The sequence below is a fragment of the Paracoccus mangrovi genome (assembly GCF_042648425.1).
Taxonomy (GTDB): Bacteria; Pseudomonadota; Alphaproteobacteria; order Rhodobacterales; family Rhodobacteraceae; genus Paracoccus; species Paracoccus mangrovi.
The window spans coordinates 1-15,598 of record NZ_JBHRXJ010000003.1 but is presented as its reverse complement, the minus strand read 5'-3'; the positions used below and the strand labels follow the sequence as shown (position 1 = coordinate 15,598).

Annotated in this window: 15 protein-coding genes and 1 tRNA gene; 12 read left to right on the top strand and 4 right to left on the bottom strand. The window is 64.5% G+C overall.

Features of this window, described 5'->3' with window-relative positions; translation table 11 throughout:
• Positions 1–72 precede the first annotated feature (72 nt).
• From ACFOMH_RS04680 to ACFOMH_RS04660, 5 genes are read left to right on the top strand one after another with little or no spacing between them, the layout of a single operon-like run.
• Positions 73–1,149, top strand: a complete 1,077-nt coding sequence (locus ACFOMH_RS04680) for a branched-chain amino acid ABC transporter permease (protein WP_377742949.1) — start codon at positions 73–75, stop codon at positions 1,147–1,149.
• A gap of 43 nt (positions 1,150–1,192) precedes the next feature.
• Positions 1,193–2,473, top strand: a complete 1,281-nt coding sequence (locus ACFOMH_RS04675; protein WP_374425811.1) for an ABC transporter substrate-binding protein — start codon at positions 1,193–1,195, stop codon at positions 2,471–2,473.
• 54 nt (positions 2,474–2,527) lie between these two features.
• Positions 2,528–3,352, top strand: a complete 825-nt coding sequence (locus tag ACFOMH_RS04670; RefSeq protein ID WP_374425812.1) for an ABC transporter ATP-binding protein — start codon at positions 2,528–2,530, stop codon at positions 3,350–3,352.
• A gap of 60 nt (positions 3,353–3,412) precedes the next feature.
• Positions 3,413–4,633 (top strand): phenylacetate--CoA ligase family protein, encoded by a 1,221-nt coding sequence (locus ACFOMH_RS04665; protein ID WP_377742947.1) that lies wholly within the window; start codon positions 3,413–3,415, stop codon positions 4,631–4,633.
• 32 nt (positions 4,634–4,665) lie between these two features.
• Complete coding sequence (locus tag ACFOMH_RS04660) at positions 4,666–6,300, top strand: peptidoglycan-binding domain-containing protein (protein WP_377742945.1); 1,635 nt, start codon at positions 4,666–4,668, stop codon at positions 6,298–6,300.
• Between the two features lie 212 nt (positions 6,301–6,512).
• Here the strand turns inward: ACFOMH_RS04660 and ykgO are convergent, their stop codons facing one another.
• On the bottom strand, positions 6,513–6,638 hold the full coding sequence (gene ykgO, locus ACFOMH_RS04655) for a type B 50S ribosomal protein L36 (RefSeq protein ID WP_017998967.1): 126 nt from the start codon (positions 6,636–6,638) through the stop codon (positions 6,513–6,515).
• Positions 6,639–6,719: 81 nt separating this feature from the next.
• Positions 6,720–6,794, bottom strand: a tRNA-Val gene (locus ACFOMH_RS04650).
• A gap of 182 nt (positions 6,795–6,976) precedes the next feature.
• Here ACFOMH_RS04650 and ACFOMH_RS04645 point away from each other — a divergent pair.
• The 4 genes from ACFOMH_RS04645 to ACFOMH_RS04630 are packed head-to-tail and all read left to right on the top strand — an operon-like array spanning position 6,977 to position 9,475.
• Positions 6,977–7,840: an N-formylglutamate amidohydrolase gene (locus ACFOMH_RS04645; protein ID WP_377742943.1), complete on the top strand. Its 864-nt coding sequence runs from the start codon at positions 6,977–6,979 to the stop codon at positions 7,838–7,840.
• Between the two features lie 18 nt (positions 7,841–7,858).
• Positions 7,859–8,746 carry an SPFH domain-containing protein gene (locus ACFOMH_RS04640; protein ID WP_374425816.1) on the top strand — a complete coding sequence of 296 codons (888 nt, stop codon included), beginning with the start codon at positions 7,859–7,861 and terminating at the stop codon, positions 8,744–8,746.
• 46 nt (positions 8,747–8,792) lie between these two features.
• Complete coding sequence (locus ACFOMH_RS04635) at positions 8,793–9,071, top strand: hypothetical protein (RefSeq protein WP_377742941.1); 279 nt, start codon at positions 8,793–8,795, stop codon at positions 9,069–9,071.
• 20 nt (positions 9,072–9,091) lie between these two features.
• Positions 9,092–9,475: an NUDIX hydrolase gene (locus tag ACFOMH_RS04630; RefSeq protein ID WP_377742939.1), complete on the top strand. Its 384-nt coding sequence runs from the start codon at positions 9,092–9,094 to the stop codon at positions 9,473–9,475.
• Positions 9,476–9,493: 18 nt separating this feature from the next.
• On the opposite strand, the gene ACFOMH_RS04625 is transcribed toward ACFOMH_RS04630, so the two are convergent.
• Together ACFOMH_RS04625 and pyrF are read right to left on the bottom strand one after the other, a co-directional pair.
• Positions 9,494–10,213 (bottom strand): hypothetical protein, encoded by a 720-nt coding sequence (locus ACFOMH_RS04625; protein WP_377742938.1) that lies wholly within the window; start codon positions 10,211–10,213, stop codon positions 9,494–9,496.
• Between the two features lie 57 nt (positions 10,214–10,270).
• Entirely contained in the window at positions 10,271–10,963 is a 693-nt protein-coding gene (pyrF, locus tag ACFOMH_RS04620; protein ID WP_377742936.1) for an orotidine-5'-phosphate decarboxylase, read from the bottom strand.
• A 153-nt stretch (positions 10,964–11,116) separates the two neighbouring features.
• On the opposite strand from pyrF, the gene clpB reads away from it, so the two are divergent.
• The 3 genes from clpB (at position 11,117) to msrQ (ending at position 15,410) form a co-directional block, all read left to right on the top strand.
• Positions 11,117–13,744, top strand: coding sequence for an ATP-dependent chaperone ClpB (gene clpB / locus ACFOMH_RS04615; RefSeq protein ID WP_377742934.1), 2,628 nt, complete (start codon positions 11,117–11,119; stop codon positions 13,742–13,744).
• A gap of 143 nt (positions 13,745–13,887) precedes the next feature.
• On the top strand, positions 13,888–14,784 hold the full coding sequence (msrP, locus tag ACFOMH_RS04610) for a protein-methionine-sulfoxide reductase catalytic subunit MsrP (protein ID WP_374425826.1): 897 nt from the start codon (positions 13,888–13,890) through the stop codon (positions 14,782–14,784).
• Positions 14,784–15,410: a protein-methionine-sulfoxide reductase heme-binding subunit MsrQ gene (gene msrQ / locus ACFOMH_RS04605; RefSeq protein WP_377742931.1), complete on the top strand. Its 627-nt coding sequence runs from the start codon at positions 14,784–14,786 to the stop codon at positions 15,408–15,410. The genes msrP and msrQ overlap by 1 nt, the downstream gene beginning before the upstream one ends.
• The last annotated feature ends 188 nt before the right edge of the window (positions 15,411–15,598 follow it).

The window sequence follows — 15,598 nt, the reverse complement described above, 5'->3', positions numbered from 1 at the left end:
CCATGGGAAAATATCCCGCGGGGGTGTGGGGGCGCGAAGCCCCCACGGCAAGGGTGATCGGGGGAGAATACGATGTTCTATCGTGAGGCGGGCGATTTCAAGACAAGCTATCGCGACGATGGCCAGACATTCCCGATCCGGCTGGATCGCTGGGGCTATTACGCGGTCCTTGCCGTGGCCTTTCTGGTCGTGCCCTTTGTCATCGACAGCTATTGGGCCAATGCGGTTCTGGTGCCGCTTCTGATCTATGCCATCGCGGCCATCGGGCTGAACATCCTGACGGGATATGCGGGACAGGTCAGTCTGGGGACGGGGGGCTTCATGGCTGTGGGCGCCTATGCCGTCTATAAGCTGATGACCGCCTTTCCCGGGGTGCCCATCGTCATTCATATCGTTCTGGCCGGGGCGATCACCGCCATGGTGGGGGTGCTTTTCGGCCTGCCCAGCCTGCGCATCAAGGGGTTCTATCTGGCGGTGGCCACGCTTGCCGCGCAGTTCTTTCTGGTCTGGCTGTTCAACAAGGTGCCGTGGTTTTACAACTATTCGGCCTCGGGTCAGATCAATGCCCCGGAACGCACCATGTTCGGCTGGGCGGTGACGGGTCCGGCGACCACCGCGCCGGCGAAATATCTGACCTGTCTGGTCTTTGCGGTCGTTCTGGCCTGGATCGCGCGCAATCTGACGCGCGGCACGCTGGGTCGCAAATGGATGGCGATCCGCGACATGGACATCGCGGCGGAAATCATCGGGGTGAACCCCCTGACCGCGAAACTGTCCGCATTCGCCGTTTCCAGCTTTTTCGTCGGCATTGCCGGGGCGCTGCTGTTTTCGGTCTATCTGGGCGCGGCCGAGGCCAGCGAGGCTTTCGGCATCAACAAAAGCTTTCTGATCCTGTTCATGATCATCATCGGCGGTCTGGGCAGCATCTTTGGCAGCTTTGCCGGCGCGGCATTTCTGGTCCTGTTGCCGGTGCTGTTGAAGAATCTGTTGGTCGCGCAGCTGGGCTGGCCGACCGATCTGGCCGCCCATATCGAGCTGATGATCGTGGGCGCATTGATCATCTTTTTCCTGATCGTCGAGCCGCATGGGCTGGCCCGGCTTTGGGCGCTGACAAAGGAAAAGCTGCGGCTTTGGCCATTCCCGCATTGAACGACCGGCGAACCGGCACATCACCCTTGGGAGGAGAACCAGGATGAAACTGAAACTTGCAAGCATCGCGTTGGGGGCCGTGATGGCCGCAGCGCCGGCCATGGCCGATCTGGTCGTGCCGAACCTTTCCTATCGCACCGGCCCTTACGGCGCGAACGGCACGCAATATGCCGATGGGTTCAACGACTATTTCACCCTGCTCAATGAACGCGATGGCGGGATCGGCGGCGAAAAGATCCTAACCCCGGAATGCGAGACCGCCTATAACACCGAAAAGGGCGTCGAATGCTATGAGGCGACCAAAGGCGACGGCGCACTGGTCTATAACCCCCTGTCTACCGGCATCACCTATCAGCTGATCCCCAAGGTTTCGGCCGACAAGATCCCGCTTTACACGCCGGGCTATGGGCGGACCTCGGCCAAGAACGGCAAGGTGTTCGAATGGGTCTTCAACGCGCCCGCGAACTATTGGGACGGGGCCTCGGTCGCGATCAAATACCTGCTTGAGCAGAATGGCGGCGATCTGAACGGCAAAAAGATCGCGCTCGTCTATCACAACAGCGCCTATGGCAAGGAACCGATCCGCACCTTGCAGGAGCTGTCGAAAAAGCACGGCTTTACCCTGAGTGAGCTGCCGGTCGATCCGCCGGGGCAGGAACAGAAAAGCCAATGGCTGCAAATCCGCCGCGACAAGCCCGATTATGTGATCATGTGGGGCTGGGGTGTGATGAACCAGACCGCGATTCAGGAAGCCGCCAATATCCGCTTTCCGATGGAAAACATGATCGGCATCTGGTGGTCGGGATCCGAGGTCGACGTGTTGCCGGTGGGTGCGGCCGCCAATGGCTACAAGGCGCTGACCTTTCACGGCGTCGGCATGGACTATCCGGTCTATGAGGACATGAAGAAATTCGTCATCGAGCCGGGCAAGGCGTCGCAGGGCGGGCCGCATGTCGGTTCGGTTCTGTATTCGCGCGGCATGTATGCGGCCGTCGTCATCGCCGAGGCGATCAGAAAGGCGCAGGAACTGGCCGGCACCTCGGCGATCACCGCCGCTCAGCTGCGCGACGGGTTCGAGGCGCTGGACATCACCCCCGAGCGTCTGACCGAGCTGGGCCTGCCGGATTTCGGCCCCGAGGTAAAGATGACCTGCGACAACCATGGCGGAAGCGGCATGTCGCGCATGCAGCAATGGGATGCGGCCGCCGGCAAATGGACCCTGATTTCCGACTTTACCGAGCCGGATCAGGAAATCCTCGCCCCGCTGATCCTTGAGGACAGCGAAGCCTATGCCAAGGAAGCCGGCATCACGCCGCGCTGCTGAGACCTTTGACCCCGGCGGTGCGTGCCGCCGGGGCATCCGGGACAGGGGGAAGCCATGCTCGACACCGCGCAGGACCACGAGACCTTGCTGGAGGTCAACAATATCGAGGTGATCTATAATCACGTCATTCTGGTGCTGAAGGGGGTCAGCCTGTCGGTGCCCAAAGGCGGCATCACCGCGCTTTTGGGCGGCAATGGTGCGGGCAAGACCACCACGCTCAAGGCGATCTCGAACCTTCTGCATTCCGAGCGCGGCGAGGTGACCAAGGGATCGATCAGCTATCGCGGCGCACCGATCCAGAACATGGATCCGGCCAGTCTGGTGAAAAAGGGCGTCATCCAGGTGATGGAGGGCCGCCATTGCTTCGAGCACCTGACGATCGAGGAAAACCTGCTGACCGGCGCCTATACGCGGACCGATGGCGGCGCCGCGATCCGCCAGGATCTTGAGATGGTCTATACCTATTTCCCGCGCCTCAAGGAACGGCGCAGGTCGCAGGCGGGCTATACCTCGGGTGGGGAACAGCAGATGTGCGCCATGGGACGCGCGCTGATGTCGCGGCCCGAAACGATCCTTCTGGACGAGCCCAGCATGGGTCTTGCGCCGCAGCTGGTCGAACAGATCTTTGAAATCGTCAAGGCGGTGAACGAAGGCGAGGGGGTGACATTCCTTCTGGCCGAACAGAACACCAATATCGCCCTGCGCTATGCCCATTACGGCTATATCCTGGAAAGCGGCCGGGTGGTGATGGACGGCCCCGCCGACGCGCTGCGCGAAAACCCCGACGTCAAGGAATTCTATCTGGGCATGTCCGACGAGGGCCGCAAAAGCTTTCGCGACGTGCGCAGCTATCGCCGCCGCAAGCGCTGGCTGGCGTGAGGGGCGCGGCCCCTTTTTCGCCGGGTGCGGCTTCTTGAATAACAACAATCCGGAGCTTTCATGACCGGCCATTATGACGAGTTGGAAACCCGCAGCGGCGATGAGCGTTTTGCCGATCTGGCGCGCGATCTGCCCGATGCGATCGGACGGGCAAAGACCGCGCCGGCGCTGGCGCGCATTCTGCAAGGCGTCGATGCCGATCTGGTGACCAGCCGCGCGGCGCTGGCGGAACTGCCGGTGATCCGCAAATCCGAACTGTCCGAGGCACAGCGGAAATCGCCGCCCTTTGGCGGCTTTACCACCCGCCGTCCGCATGAATTCGAGCATGTCTTTCAAAGCCCCGGCCCGATCTATGAACCCGGGATGCGGGGGGGCGACTGGTGGCGGCTGGGGCGGTTTCTGTTCGCGGCGGGTGTGGGCGCGGGCGATATCGTGCAGAACTGCTTTGGCTATCACCTGACGCCGGCGGGGATGATGTTCGAATCCGCCGCCCGCGCCGTCGATGCCGCCGTCCTGCCCGCCGGCACCGGCCAGACCGAATTGCAGGTCCGCGCCGCCGTCGATATCGGCACCACGGTCTATGCCGGCACGCCCGATTACCTGAAGATCATCCTCGACAAGGCCGATGAGATGGGCGAGCGGCTGGTGCTGAACCGCGCCGTGGTTTCCGGCGGCGCGCTTTTTCCCGCCCTGCGCCAAGCCTACGCCGATCGCGGCATCGCCACGACGCAATGCTATGCCACCGCCGATCTGGGGCTGATCGCCTATGAATCCCCGGCCATGGAGGGGATGATCGTCGACGAGGGCGTGATCGTCGAAATCGTCCGCCCGGGCACCGGCATCCCGGTTCCCGATGGCGAGGTGGGCGAGGTCGTGGTGACCACGCTGAACGGGGATTATCCGCTGGTGCGCTTTGCCACCGGCGACATGTCGGCGGTCCTGCCCGGAACAAGCCCCTGTGGGCGCACCAATATGCGCATCAAGGGCTGGCTGGGGCGTGCCGACCAGACGACCAAGATCAAGGGCATGTTCGTCCGCCCCGAACAGGTGGCGGCACTGGTGGCCCGCCATCCCGAAATATCACGCGCTCGTGTCGTGGCGGAACGGGCTGGCGACATGGATGTGATGACGGTTCAACTGGAAACCGACGCGCAAGATGCGGCAAGGTATGCGGGAACGGTGTTGGACACACTGAAACTTCGCGGCCGGGTCGAACTGGTTGCGCCGGGGTCGCTGCCCAATGATGGCAAGGTGATCGAGGATCGGCGCAGCTACGATTGATTCCCGCCGCTTCGGCGGAATAGGAATTGATCATGCGCCTTATCCCGATCCTGCTGGCCGCCCTGATCGGCGCCACGCCCGTCTGGGCCGAAAAGCGTGCGGTCGTGATCGGCAATGCCGATTATCGCGATGCCCCCGATCTTGCCGGCTCCGATACGGCGGCGCTGGCGGCGGCGCTGCGCGAGGCGGGGTTTGACACCACCGACGGGATCGATCTTGCCGCCGACGCGCTGCGCGAGCGGCTGGCCGTGCTGGCCCGTCCCGACGCCGCGCCGGGCGCCCGTATCGTGACGCTGAACGGGCGGTTCCTGCGCGACGGGAACGAGACCTGGTTCATGGGCACGGATGCGCGCGACACCGACCGGCTGAACGCCGATCTGCAAGGCGTTCCCATGTCGCTGGTGCTGCGGCTGATTTCCGGCGCCCGGCCGGGGGCGGTGCTGCTTCTGGGGACGGATGGCCAGCAGATGCCCCATGGCGGCGGGCTGGATGACGGCATCGGGACCTTTCCGGTGCCGGCCGATATGGCGGTGATCTCTGGCACGCCCGAGGCCACGGCCCGCGCGCTGGCCGAATTGCTGCGCGGCAGTTCGGCGGCCCAGGCGGCAATGGTGGATCCGACGCTGCGGCTCATGGCCGGCAGCAAGGGCGATCTGGTGGCCCTGCCGCGCGATACGGGTGCCCAGCCGGCGGATCCGCTTGGCGATGACCGCGCGGCCTGGACCCAGGCGGCGCGCGCCAATACCGCCGCGGGCTATCGTGAATATCTGCGCCAATTCCCGCGCGGCATCTTTTCGGCGGCGGCGCGGGAACGTCAGGCGCGGATCGAACAGGGGCCGGCCCATGCGGGCAGGGCGGACGATCCGGCCGTTCCGGTCCCCGCGACCCGCCCGCAATCCACCCCCGAGGCACAGGCCGAGGCCGCGATGAACCTCGACGCCGCCGCGCGCGCGGGACTTCAGCGCAGCCTGTCGCGGCTGGGCCATGACAGCGGCACGGCGGACGGCATCTTTGGCCAGCGCACGCGCGCGGCGCTGATGGCATGGCAACGCGCCAACAAGCACGCCCCGACCGGCTATCTGACCCCGCCACAATTGAAATCGATCAACCAGCAGGTCGCCTATCTGGACGGCGACAATGGCAGCCGCGACCGCGACTATTGGCGCAGGACCGGCGCACAGCGGGATGCCAAGGGGCTGCAAACCTATCTGCGCCGCTATCCGAACGGCATCCATGCCGATACCGCACGACGCATGCTTGCCGAACTGACCGGCGCGGTGCCGCCCCAGGACGTGCCACGGGGCGACGATGCGACCTGGGCCTGGGCCCGGCGCCAGGGTTCGGCGGCGGCCTATGAAACCTATCTCGAACGCTATCCGCGCGGCCGCCACGCCGCCGAAGCCCGCACCGGATTAGAGACCCTGCGCGCCGGAACCGAGGCCGCCCGGCGCGAAGAATCGGCCCTGCGGCTGGATTCCTCGACCCGGCTCCTGATCGAGGAACGGTTGCGCGCCGCCGGCCTGCGCCCCGGCCCGGTCGATGGCGAATTCAACGCCGAAACGCGCTCGGCCCTGCGCCGCTATCAGGCGGCGCGCAACCTGCGCGTCACCGGTTATGTGACCCAGGAAACCGTGGGCCAGATGCTGCAAGACGTGCTGACCCCGTGATTCGCCGGGCTCTTGTCTTTCATGTCCAAATATCCACGGGGGGTGTCCAGCGGTCCCCGGACCGATGGACAGGGGGGCAGTCAGCCCCCCTTGCCGTGCCGGATGCCGGGCGCGGCGATCCGGCCCCGGAACGGGCCTAAAACCGCAACAGGGCCGGAAAAATGAAAAACGCCCGCATTGCGGGCGCTTTCGAACGTCGACTTTCCGATCTCTCAGCCCTGACGGGCCTTGAAACGCGGGTTGGTCTTGTTGATGACGTAGATGCGGCCTTTGCGGCGCACGATCTGGCAATCGCGGTGGCGGCTCTTGAGCGAGCGGAGCGAATTGCGAACCTTCATCGGTCTTCTCCTATCGCGGCGCATCGCAAGTCGCGCCTTGGAACTGAAATGCCCCCGGTTAAGCCCCGGGGGCGCGAAAAATGGTGGGCGGTACTGGGATCGAACCAGTGGCCACTACGATGTCAACGTAGTGCTCTACCGCTGAGCTAACCGCCCCTACCTGGTGATTCTGTCAGCAAAAGCTGGCGTCTCGCCGTGGTCCGCGTGTCTATATCCATGTCACCCGGGGGTTTCAAGCCCCCATTCGCCGGGTCTTGGCCCCAACTGAAGATGCTTTATAAACCTATCTGTTCTAGCCTGCCATGAACCGGCGCCCACCCGCGCCTGTGGAGCGTCGAATGACCGACATGGATCAGACCTTCGACCTGATCAGGCCGCCGCATTGGCGGAGCGGGGTGATTTTCGCCTCGCCGCATTCGGGACGGGTCTATCCTGACTGGTTTCTGGCCGAATCGCGGCTGGATCCGCTGTTGCTGCGCTCCTCCGAGGATGCCTTTGTCGACCGGCTGATCGCCCCGGCGCTGGATCATGGCGCGGTTCTGATGACGGCGCGGGTGCCGCGCTGTGTCGTCGATCTGAACCGCGGGCCTGATGAAATCGACCCGCTGGTGGTGTCGGGCGTGGCGCCGGCGGCGCTCAATCCGCGAATCATGGCCGGTCTGGGGGTGATTCCCCGCGTCGTGTCGCAGGGGCGCGCGATCTATGATCGTCCGATCCCGCTGGCCGTGGCCCAGCAGCGGATCGAACGTCTTTGGCACCCCTATCACCGTGCGCTGGCCGGGCTGATCGACGAAGCCGTGGCGCGGTTCGGGGGCGCCATCCTGATCGACATGCATTCCATGCCACGCGACGCGCTGGCGCATCTGCCGCGCCCGCGCCCGGATTTCGTGCTGGGCGACCGCAATGGCGGCTCGGCCTCGACGCGGATCACGTCCGAGATCGCCTCGGCCGTCCAGGCCGAGGGTTTCCGGCTGCGCCGCAACTCGCCCTTTTCGGGGGCCTATATCGCCACGACCTATGGCCGTCCGCGACAAAACGTCCATGTCGTGCAGCTGGAACTGGACCGTTCGCTCTATATGAATGAACGCATGGTCGAGCCGCGCGTCGATTTCGGCGCCTTTGCCCTGCGCCTTGAACGCATTCTGAAACGGCTGGCCGGCTTGCGCCCGGACGCCTGCGATAGTTCTATCGCGGCGGAATGACCGACGAAAGGAATAGCCATGCCGCCCGCCCTTATCGACCTGCTGAGCCGGAACCTCGCGCTGATTGTGCTGGCGGTGGTGATCTTTTACGCCATCAGCTCGGCCGTGCGCATCGTGCCGCAATCGGAAAAATATGTGGTCGAACGGTTTGGCCGGCTGCGCGCGGTTCTGGGGCCGGGGATCAATTTCATCGTGCCGTTTCTGGACCGGGTCGCGCATAAGATTTCGGTGCTGGAACGCCAGCTGCCGACCTCGCGTCAGGATGCGATCACCGCCGACAACGTGCTGGTGCAAGTCGAGACCTCGGTCTTTTACCGCATCATAGAACCGGAAAAGACCGTCTACCGGATTCGCGATGTCGATGCGGCGATCAGCACCACGGTCGCGGGGATCGTGCGGTCGGAAATCGGCACGATGGAGCTGGATCAGGTTCAGTCCAATCGCGCCCATCTGATCGAACGCATCCGCGAATCGCTGGCCAATATCGTCGACGATTGGGGGATCGAGGTGACGCGGGCCGAGATTCTGGACGTCAATCTGGACGAGGCCACGCGCGCCGCGATGCTGCAACAGCTGAATGCCGAGCGCGCCCGCCGTGCCCAGGTCACCGAGGCCGAGGGCCGCAAGCGCGCGGTCGAGCTGGCCGCCGATGGCGATCTTTACGCCGCCGAACAACAGGCCAAGGCCACGCGCGTGCTGGCCGATGCCGAAGCCTATGCCAACAATGCCATCGCCTCGGCCATCCGCGAAGGCGGGATCGAGGCCGCGCAGTATCAGATCGCCATGCGACAGGTCGACGTCCTGAACACCGTCGGCAAGGGGCAGGGCAAGCAGACCATCCTGTTGCCCACCGCCGCGATCGAGGCGTTCGGCGATGCCTTCAAGCTGCTCAGGGGCGGCAAATGAACCGGCCGGGCAAGGCGGCATCGGTGCAATGCAAGGGGGCGGAGGCATGATCTGGGCGAACGGTTGGCTCTGGATCATTGCCGCGCTGCTTTTGGCCGCGCTGGAACTGGCGATGCCGGGCTGGTTCTTTCTGGGCATGGCGGTTGCCGTGCTGGTGATGGGCGCCGCGCTTTTGCTGGGGCTTTGGGGCGGCGGATTGCCGATGGCGCTGGTGGTGACGGCGGTGCTGACCGGGGTGATCTGGGTGGTCCTGCGCCGCTTTTTCGGCACCGGCGCGGATGAGGTGAAGATCTGGACACGCGACATCAACGACAACGACCGCTAGGATTTACCGGCGCCAAGCTGTTGCTGATCCATGGTGACCGGCTTTTGACCTGTCTGCGCGACGATTATGACTGGATCCCGTTCCCGGCGCATTGGGATCTGCCCGGCGGTGGCGCGGAACCGGACGAGACGCCCGTGGAATGCGCGCTGCGCGAATTGACCGAGGAATTCGGCCTGTCGCTTTCGGGCGACCGCCTGACCGGGCACCGGTTTCCCGGCCTGAACGACGCGGTGCGGGCCTCCTGGCTGTTTCGGGGTTCGCTGACCGAGGCCGAGATCGCCGCGATCCGCTTTGGCGATGAAGGACAGGAATGGCGGATGATGCCGCTGGACGAATTTCTGGCCCATCTCCGCGCGGTGCCATATCTGCGCCAGCGCGTGGCGCGGATGCTGGGCCGGGATTAGCGATCCGGTCCGGCCGCTCTAATGCGGGCGCACCATCGCGGTCATGGCGCGCACGACCGGACGCAGCGCCTTGCCCTTGACCGCCCAGCTGGTGGCAAAGGCGAATGTGGCCAGCGCCTCGAGCCAGAAGATCGGGCGCAGTGGCGCCAGACGCATATCCAGCCCGGTCACGATCATCAGCCCGATGGCGCCGATGGCCGCGATGATGGTCCAGCCACAAAGCCGATAGATCACCTGCGCGGCATGTTCATCGCCGGTGATGTCCCGGCCGCGCCGGAACAGGACCAGACAGTAAAAGGCCAGCGCCGCGAAAAACATCGCAGTCGCCACGGCATGCAGCGCCGCGCTGGGACCATCGGACAGCAGGCATTGCAACAAGGTGCAGCCCGGCGCGGCCCCGCCCGGCGGGTTGGTCGGGGCCAGCGCGATCAGCGCCGCCGCGACCGAGGCGATGCGCGCCACCAGCTTGTCGGTGATCATCCGGCCGGGGTCGCGATAGCCCTCATAGCTCCAGAGAAAGACGGCCTGCGCGCAGAGCGTGCCGACAAAGATCTCGCGCATGGGGGAATAGAAATAGGCCGACATGCTGGCCCGCAGATTCCCCGCGATCAGCCCGTAAAGCGCCAGCGCGACGGGCAGGAAAAACCCCAGCGCACCGATGGCGCGCCGCACCGAAAGAAAGGACAGCACAAGATCGTTCTGCGCCGCCTGCCGCGCCCGGCTTGCCCCGTCCTGCATCGTTTCCCCCCAAGGCTGTGCCCTGCCCGGCGAGGCTGGGGCAGGGCGGGGCCGGGGTCAAGCCCGGGGCAGTTCGGCGGCGATGGCCAGGGCCGCCGCGCGGGGATCCGCCGCCTGCCAGATCGGGCGACCGACGACGATATGGTCGGCGCCGTTGGCGATGGCGGTTGCGGGGGTTTCGATCCGCTTCTGGTCGCCGGCGTCGCTGCCGGCCGGGCGCACGCCGGGGGTGACGATCAGCCGGCCCGCCGCCTCGGGCAGGGCGCGGATCAGCGCCGCCTCGCGCGGGCTGGCGATGACGCCATCGGCGCCCGCCTCGAGCGCACGCGCGGCGCGGGTGGTGACGATTTCGGTCACATCGCCCGGCACGATCATGCCGGCATCCAGATCGGCCCGGTCGAGCGAGGTCAGCACCGTCACGCCCAGGATTTTCAGCCCCGATCCGGCCGCGCCCTCTTTGGCGGCGCGCACGACATGGGGGTCGCCATGCACGGTCAGGAAATCCAGATCGTATTGCGCGATGCCGCGCACCGCCGCCTCGACCGTGGCGCCGATGTCAAAGAATTTCATGTCCAGAAAGATGCGCTTGCCATGTTCCTGTTTCAGCTTGTTGGCGAGCGCAAGGCCGCCCCCGGTCAGCATGCCGAGCCCGATCTTGTAAAAGCCGACCGCATCCCCGATCCGCTCGGCCAGCGCCAGCCCCGCCAGCGCGTTCGGCACGTCCAGCGCCACAATCAGACGATCATCCATTTTCCACCTCGGCTTGCGACAAACGGCCTGCTTATAATGGGGAACCCACAGGCTTGAAACCCCGTTTGTTCCTGCCCATTTGTGATCACGGACCCGAACCGGGCCGTGCCGAAACGGGCGGTCCAAGGCGGGGGCTTATAAGGGAAAATCTTCATGGATATGGAAAAATTTACCGAACGGTCGCGCGGATTTCTGCAAGCGGCGCAGACGATCGCGATCCGCGAGGAAAATCAGCGCGTGATGCCCGAGCATCTTTTGAAGGCGCTGATGGATGACGAACAGGGTTTTGCCAGCAATCTGATCACGCGGGCCGGGGGCGATGCGCAGGCCGTGCGCAATGCCGTCGATCAGGCGGTGTCGAAGCTGCCCAAGGTGTCGGGTGGCCAGGGACAGGTCTATATCGACCCCAGCATGGTCCGCGTTCTGGACGAGGCCGAAAAGCTGGCCAAGAAGGCGGGCGACAGCTTTGTTCCGGCCGAACGCGTGCTGACCGCGCTGGCCGTGGTCAATACCCATGCCCGCGACGCGCTGAGCGCCGGCCATGTGACCGCGCAGGCGCTGAACGCCGCGATCAACGACATCCGCAAGGGCCGCACCGCCGACAGCGCCAGCGCCGAGGACAGCTATGAGGCCTTGCAGAAATATGCCCGCAACCTGACCGAGGCTGCCGCCGACGGCAAGATCGACCCGATCATCGGCCGGGACGAAGAGATTCGCCGCGCCATGCAGGTGCTGTCGCGCCGCACCAAGAACAACCCGGTGCTGATCGGCGAACCCGGCGTCGGCAAGACCGCCATCGCCGAAGGGCTGGCCCTGCGCATCGTCGATGGCGACGTGCCCGAATCCCTGCGCAACAAGCAGCTTTGGGCGCTGGACATGGGCGCGCTGATCGCCGGGGCGAAATATCGCGGTGAATTTGAGGAACGGCTGAAGGCCATTCTCAAGGAAATCGAGGATGCCGCCGGCGAGGTGATCCTGTTCATCGACGAGCTGCATGTTCTGGTCGGTGCTGGCAAGACCGATGGCGCCATGGATGCCGCCAACCTGATCAAGCCCGCGCTTGCCCGGGGCGAATTGCATTGCGTCGGTGCCACCACGCTGGACGAATACCGCAAGTATATCGAAAAGGACGCGGCGCTGGCCCGGCGTTTCCAGCCCGTTCTGGTCGAGGAACCGACGGTCGAGGACACGATCAGCATCCTGCGCGGCATCAAGGAAAAATATGAGCTGCATCACGGCGTCCGCATCAGCGACGCCGCGCTGGTGGCTGCCGCGACGCTGTCGAACCGCTATATCACCGACCGTTTCCTGCCCGACAAGGCCATCGACCTTGTGGATGAGGCCGCGTCGCGTCTGCGCATGGAGGTCGACAGCAAGCCCGAGGAACTGGACGCGCTGGACCGTCAGATCCTGCAAATGCAGATCGAGGCCGAGGCCCTGAAGAAAGAGGATGACGCCGCCAGCAAGGACCGTCTGGAAAAGCTGGAAAAAAGCCTGTCCGAATTGCAGGAACAGTCGGCGACGATGACCGCCCGCTGGCAGGCCGAGCGCGACAAGCTGGAGGGGTCGCGCAACCTGAAAGAACAGCTGGACCGCGCCCGCGCCGAGCTGGATCAGGCCAAGCGCGAGGGCAATCTGGCCCGCGCGGGTGAGCTGTCTTACGGCATCATCCCCGGGCTTGAGAAAAAGCTGGTCGATGCCGAAGGCAGCGATGACGGCCCCATGGTCGAAGAGGCCGTCCGCCCCGAGCAGATCGCCGAGGTGGTCGAGCGCTGGACCGGCATCCCCACCAGCAAGATGCTGGAGGGCGAGCGCGAGAAGCTGTTGAAGATGGAAGAGGTGCTGGGCAAGCGCGTCATCGGCCAGTCCGAGGCGGTGACGGCGATTTCCAACGCCGTGCGCCGCGCGCGGGCCGGGCTGAACGACGAAAAGCGGCCGCTGGGCAGTTTCCTGTTCCTGGGCCCGACCGGCGTCGGCAAGACCGAGCTGACCAAGGCCATCGCGCAATACATGTTCGACGACGACAATGCGATGACCCGCATCGACATGTCCGAATTCATGGAAAAGCACTCGGTCAGCCGTCTGATCGGTGCGCCTCCGGGCTATGTCGGTTATGATGAGGGCGGCGTCTTGACCGAGGCCGTGCGCCGTCGTCCCTATCAGGTGATCCTTTTCGACGAGGTCGAAAAGGCGCATCCCGATGTCTTCAACGTGCTGTTGCAGGTGCTGGACGATGGACAGCTGACCGATGGTCAGGGCCGCAAGGTGGATTTCAAGCAGACGCTGATCATCCTGACCTCGAACCTTGGGGCACAGGCCTTGTCGGCGCTGCCCGACGGGGCCGACAGCTCACAGGCGCGGGCGCAGGTGATGGACGCGGTGCGGGCGCATTTCCGCCCCGAATTCCTGAACCGCCTGGATGAGATCATCATCTTCCACCGCCTGACGCGGGAAAACATGGATGGCATCGTCAAGATCCAGCTCTGGCTGTTGGAACAGCGTCTGGCGCAGCGCAATATCAAGCTGGACCTCGACGAGGCGGCGATGAAATGGCTGGCCGATGAAGGCTATGATCCGGTCTTTGGCGCCCGGCCGCTGAAACGGGTGATCCAGCGCAGCCTGCAAAACCCGCTGGCCGAGATGATTCTGTCGGGCGACGTGCTGGATGGTGAGACCGTTCCGGTCAGCGCCGGTCCCGACGGGCTGATCGTCGGCAACCGTGTCACCGGCACAGGGCTGGGCGAGGCGGGCGAAAAAGGGCCGCGCGCGCCCCTGCACTGAACCCGGGCGGATCCGGTAAGCAATTGAACGGGGCGGGAAAAACACCCGCCCCGATTTCGTTACAAGCTTTGGAATCACAAGTAATTTCATATGTCTGCGCGCCCGGTCATGGCATAATGCCGCCAACCTAAGGGGGAATGCAGATGAAGCTGAAATGGTCCGATGTCACGCCGAGGTCCGAATATCTCAACCGCCGCGCCTTTATCGCCGCCGGCATGGCATCGCTGGCGACGCCGGCGCTGGGGCTGACGGGGGCGCCGTCGGCGTTCTCGACGGACGAAAAGCCCAACAGCCTTGAAGATATCACCAATTACAACAACTTCTACGAGTTCGGCACCGGCAAGACCGATCCGGCCGAATATTCCGGCAGCCTGAAGACCAAGCCCTGGTCGGTGACGATCGACGGGCTGGTCGCGCGTCCCGGCAGCTATGCGCTGGAGGATCTGGCACCGGATTCCGCGCTTGAAGAGCGCATCTATCGCCTGCGCTGTGTCGAGGCCTGGTCGATGGTGATTCCCTGGCTTGGTGTGCCGCTGGCCAGCATCCTCAACAAGGCCGGCGTGCAGCCCGGCGCGAAATACGTGGCCTTCCGCACGCTGGAGGATCCCGACCAGATGCCGGGTCAGCGCAGCGCGATCATCGACTGGCCCTATCGTGAGGGGCTGCGCATCGACGAGGCCATGCATCCGCTGACGATCATGGCGACCGGGCTTTACGGCGAGGTGCTGCCCAATCAGAACGGCGCACCGATCCGGTTGGTGGTGCCGTGGAAATATGGCTTCAAGTCGATCAAGTCGATCGTCAGCATCACCTTGACCGACAAGCAGCCCGAAACCAGCTGGCAGATGCTGCAACCCAGCGAATACGGGTTCTATGCCAATGTGAACCCGCAGGTGGACCATCCGCGCTGGTCGCAGGCCAGCGAACGGCGGGTCGGCGCGGGTCTGTTGGCCGGGCGTCAGGAAACGCTGATGTTCAACGGCTATGGCGATCAAGTCGCCAACCTCTATTCCGGCATGGATCTGGCGAAATACTACTGATGGTACAATCACTGAACCGCGCGCTGCGCCATGTCCCGGTCTGGGCGGTCTGGCTGGTCGGGCTGATTCCGCTGGCGCTTCTGGTCTGGGACACGGTGCAGGGGCATCTGGGCGTCGACCCGGTGCGTGACATCGAACATCGTCTGGGCCGGACCGCGATCTATTTCCTGATCGCCACGCTGGCGGTGACGCCACTGCTGCGGCTGGCGCGGGTAAACCTGATGCGGTTCCGTCAGGCGCTGGGGCTGATCTGTTTCACCTATCTGGTCTGTCATCTGGCGGCGTGGGTGGTCTTTGACATGGGCCTGCTCTGGGGACAGATCGTCAAGGACGTGATCAAGCGCCCCTATCTGATCTTTGGCATGCTGGCCTTTGCGATGCTGCTGGCGCTGGCGGTGACCTCGAACCGGCTTTCCATCCGGCGCATGGGGGCGGGGTGGCGGCGGCTGCACAAGCTGATCTATCCGGCGGCGATCCTTTCCGCGGTGCATTGGCTCTGGGCGTTGAAGGTCTGGGAATCATGGCCCCTGATGATTCTGTCAGTGATTCTGACGCTTCTTTCCCTGCGTTTGCTGGGAATTTCGCGGTTCCGGCGTGCGCCGCGCCCGGTTCCGGGACGGGGATGATCCCCTGCGCCGGTCCGCGAAAAGGGCCGGCGCCACATCGCAACCCCGAAATAATCCCATAAATTTCAGTGCGTTGTATGTTTTTCTCAGTTTTCCTTCTTTTTTCACTTGCGGGCGGGTTCGGTGGGGCCTAGATACCCGCTCACCGAGACGGCGACGCTGGATCGGACGGCCTGGAAGGGGCGGCG

Excerpts from the sequence above, each read along its gene's own strand:
- ACFOMH_RS04680 (WP_377742949.1), top strand. The coding sequence starts at position 73 with ATGTTCTATCGTGAGGCGGGCGATTTCAAGACAAGCTATCGCGACGAT.
- ACFOMH_RS04675 (WP_374425811.1), top strand. The coding sequence starts at position 1,193 with ATGAAACTGAAACTTGCAAGCATCGCGTTGGGGGCCGTGATGGCCGCA.
- ACFOMH_RS04670 (WP_374425812.1), top strand. The coding sequence starts at position 2,528 with ATGCTCGACACCGCGCAGGACCACGAGACCTTGCTGGAGGTCAACAAT.
- ACFOMH_RS04665 (WP_377742947.1), top strand. The coding sequence starts at position 3,413 with ATGACCGGCCATTATGACGAGTTGGAAACCCGCAGCGGCGATGAGCGT.
- ACFOMH_RS04660 (WP_377742945.1), top strand. The coding sequence starts at position 4,666 with ATGCGCCTTATCCCGATCCTGCTGGCCGCCCTGATCGGCGCCACGCCC.
- ykgO (WP_017998967.1), bottom strand. The coding sequence starts at position 6,638 with ATGAAGGTTCGCAATTCGCTCCGCTCGCTCAAGAGCCGCCACCGCGAT.
- ACFOMH_RS04645 (WP_377742943.1), top strand. The coding sequence starts at position 6,977 with ATGACCGACATGGATCAGACCTTCGACCTGATCAGGCCGCCGCATTGG.
- ACFOMH_RS04640 (WP_374425816.1), top strand. The coding sequence starts at position 7,859 with ATGCCGCCCGCCCTTATCGACCTGCTGAGCCGGAACCTCGCGCTGATT.
- ACFOMH_RS04635 (WP_377742941.1), top strand. The coding sequence starts at position 8,793 with ATGATCTGGGCGAACGGTTGGCTCTGGATCATTGCCGCGCTGCTTTTG.
- ACFOMH_RS04625 (WP_377742938.1), bottom strand. The coding sequence starts at position 10,213 with ATGCAGGACGGGGCAAGCCGGGCGCGGCAGGCGGCGCAGAACGATCTT.
- pyrF (WP_377742936.1), bottom strand. The coding sequence starts at position 10,963 with ATGGATGATCGTCTGATTGTGGCGCTGGACGTGCCGAACGCGCTGGCG.
- clpB (WP_377742934.1), top strand. The coding sequence starts at position 11,117 with ATGGATATGGAAAAATTTACCGAACGGTCGCGCGGATTTCTGCAAGCG.
- msrP (WP_374425826.1), top strand. The coding sequence starts at position 13,888 with ATGAAGCTGAAATGGTCCGATGTCACGCCGAGGTCCGAATATCTCAAC.
- msrQ (WP_377742931.1), top strand. The coding sequence starts at position 14,784 with ATGGTACAATCACTGAACCGCGCGCTGCGCCATGTCCCGGTCTGGGCG.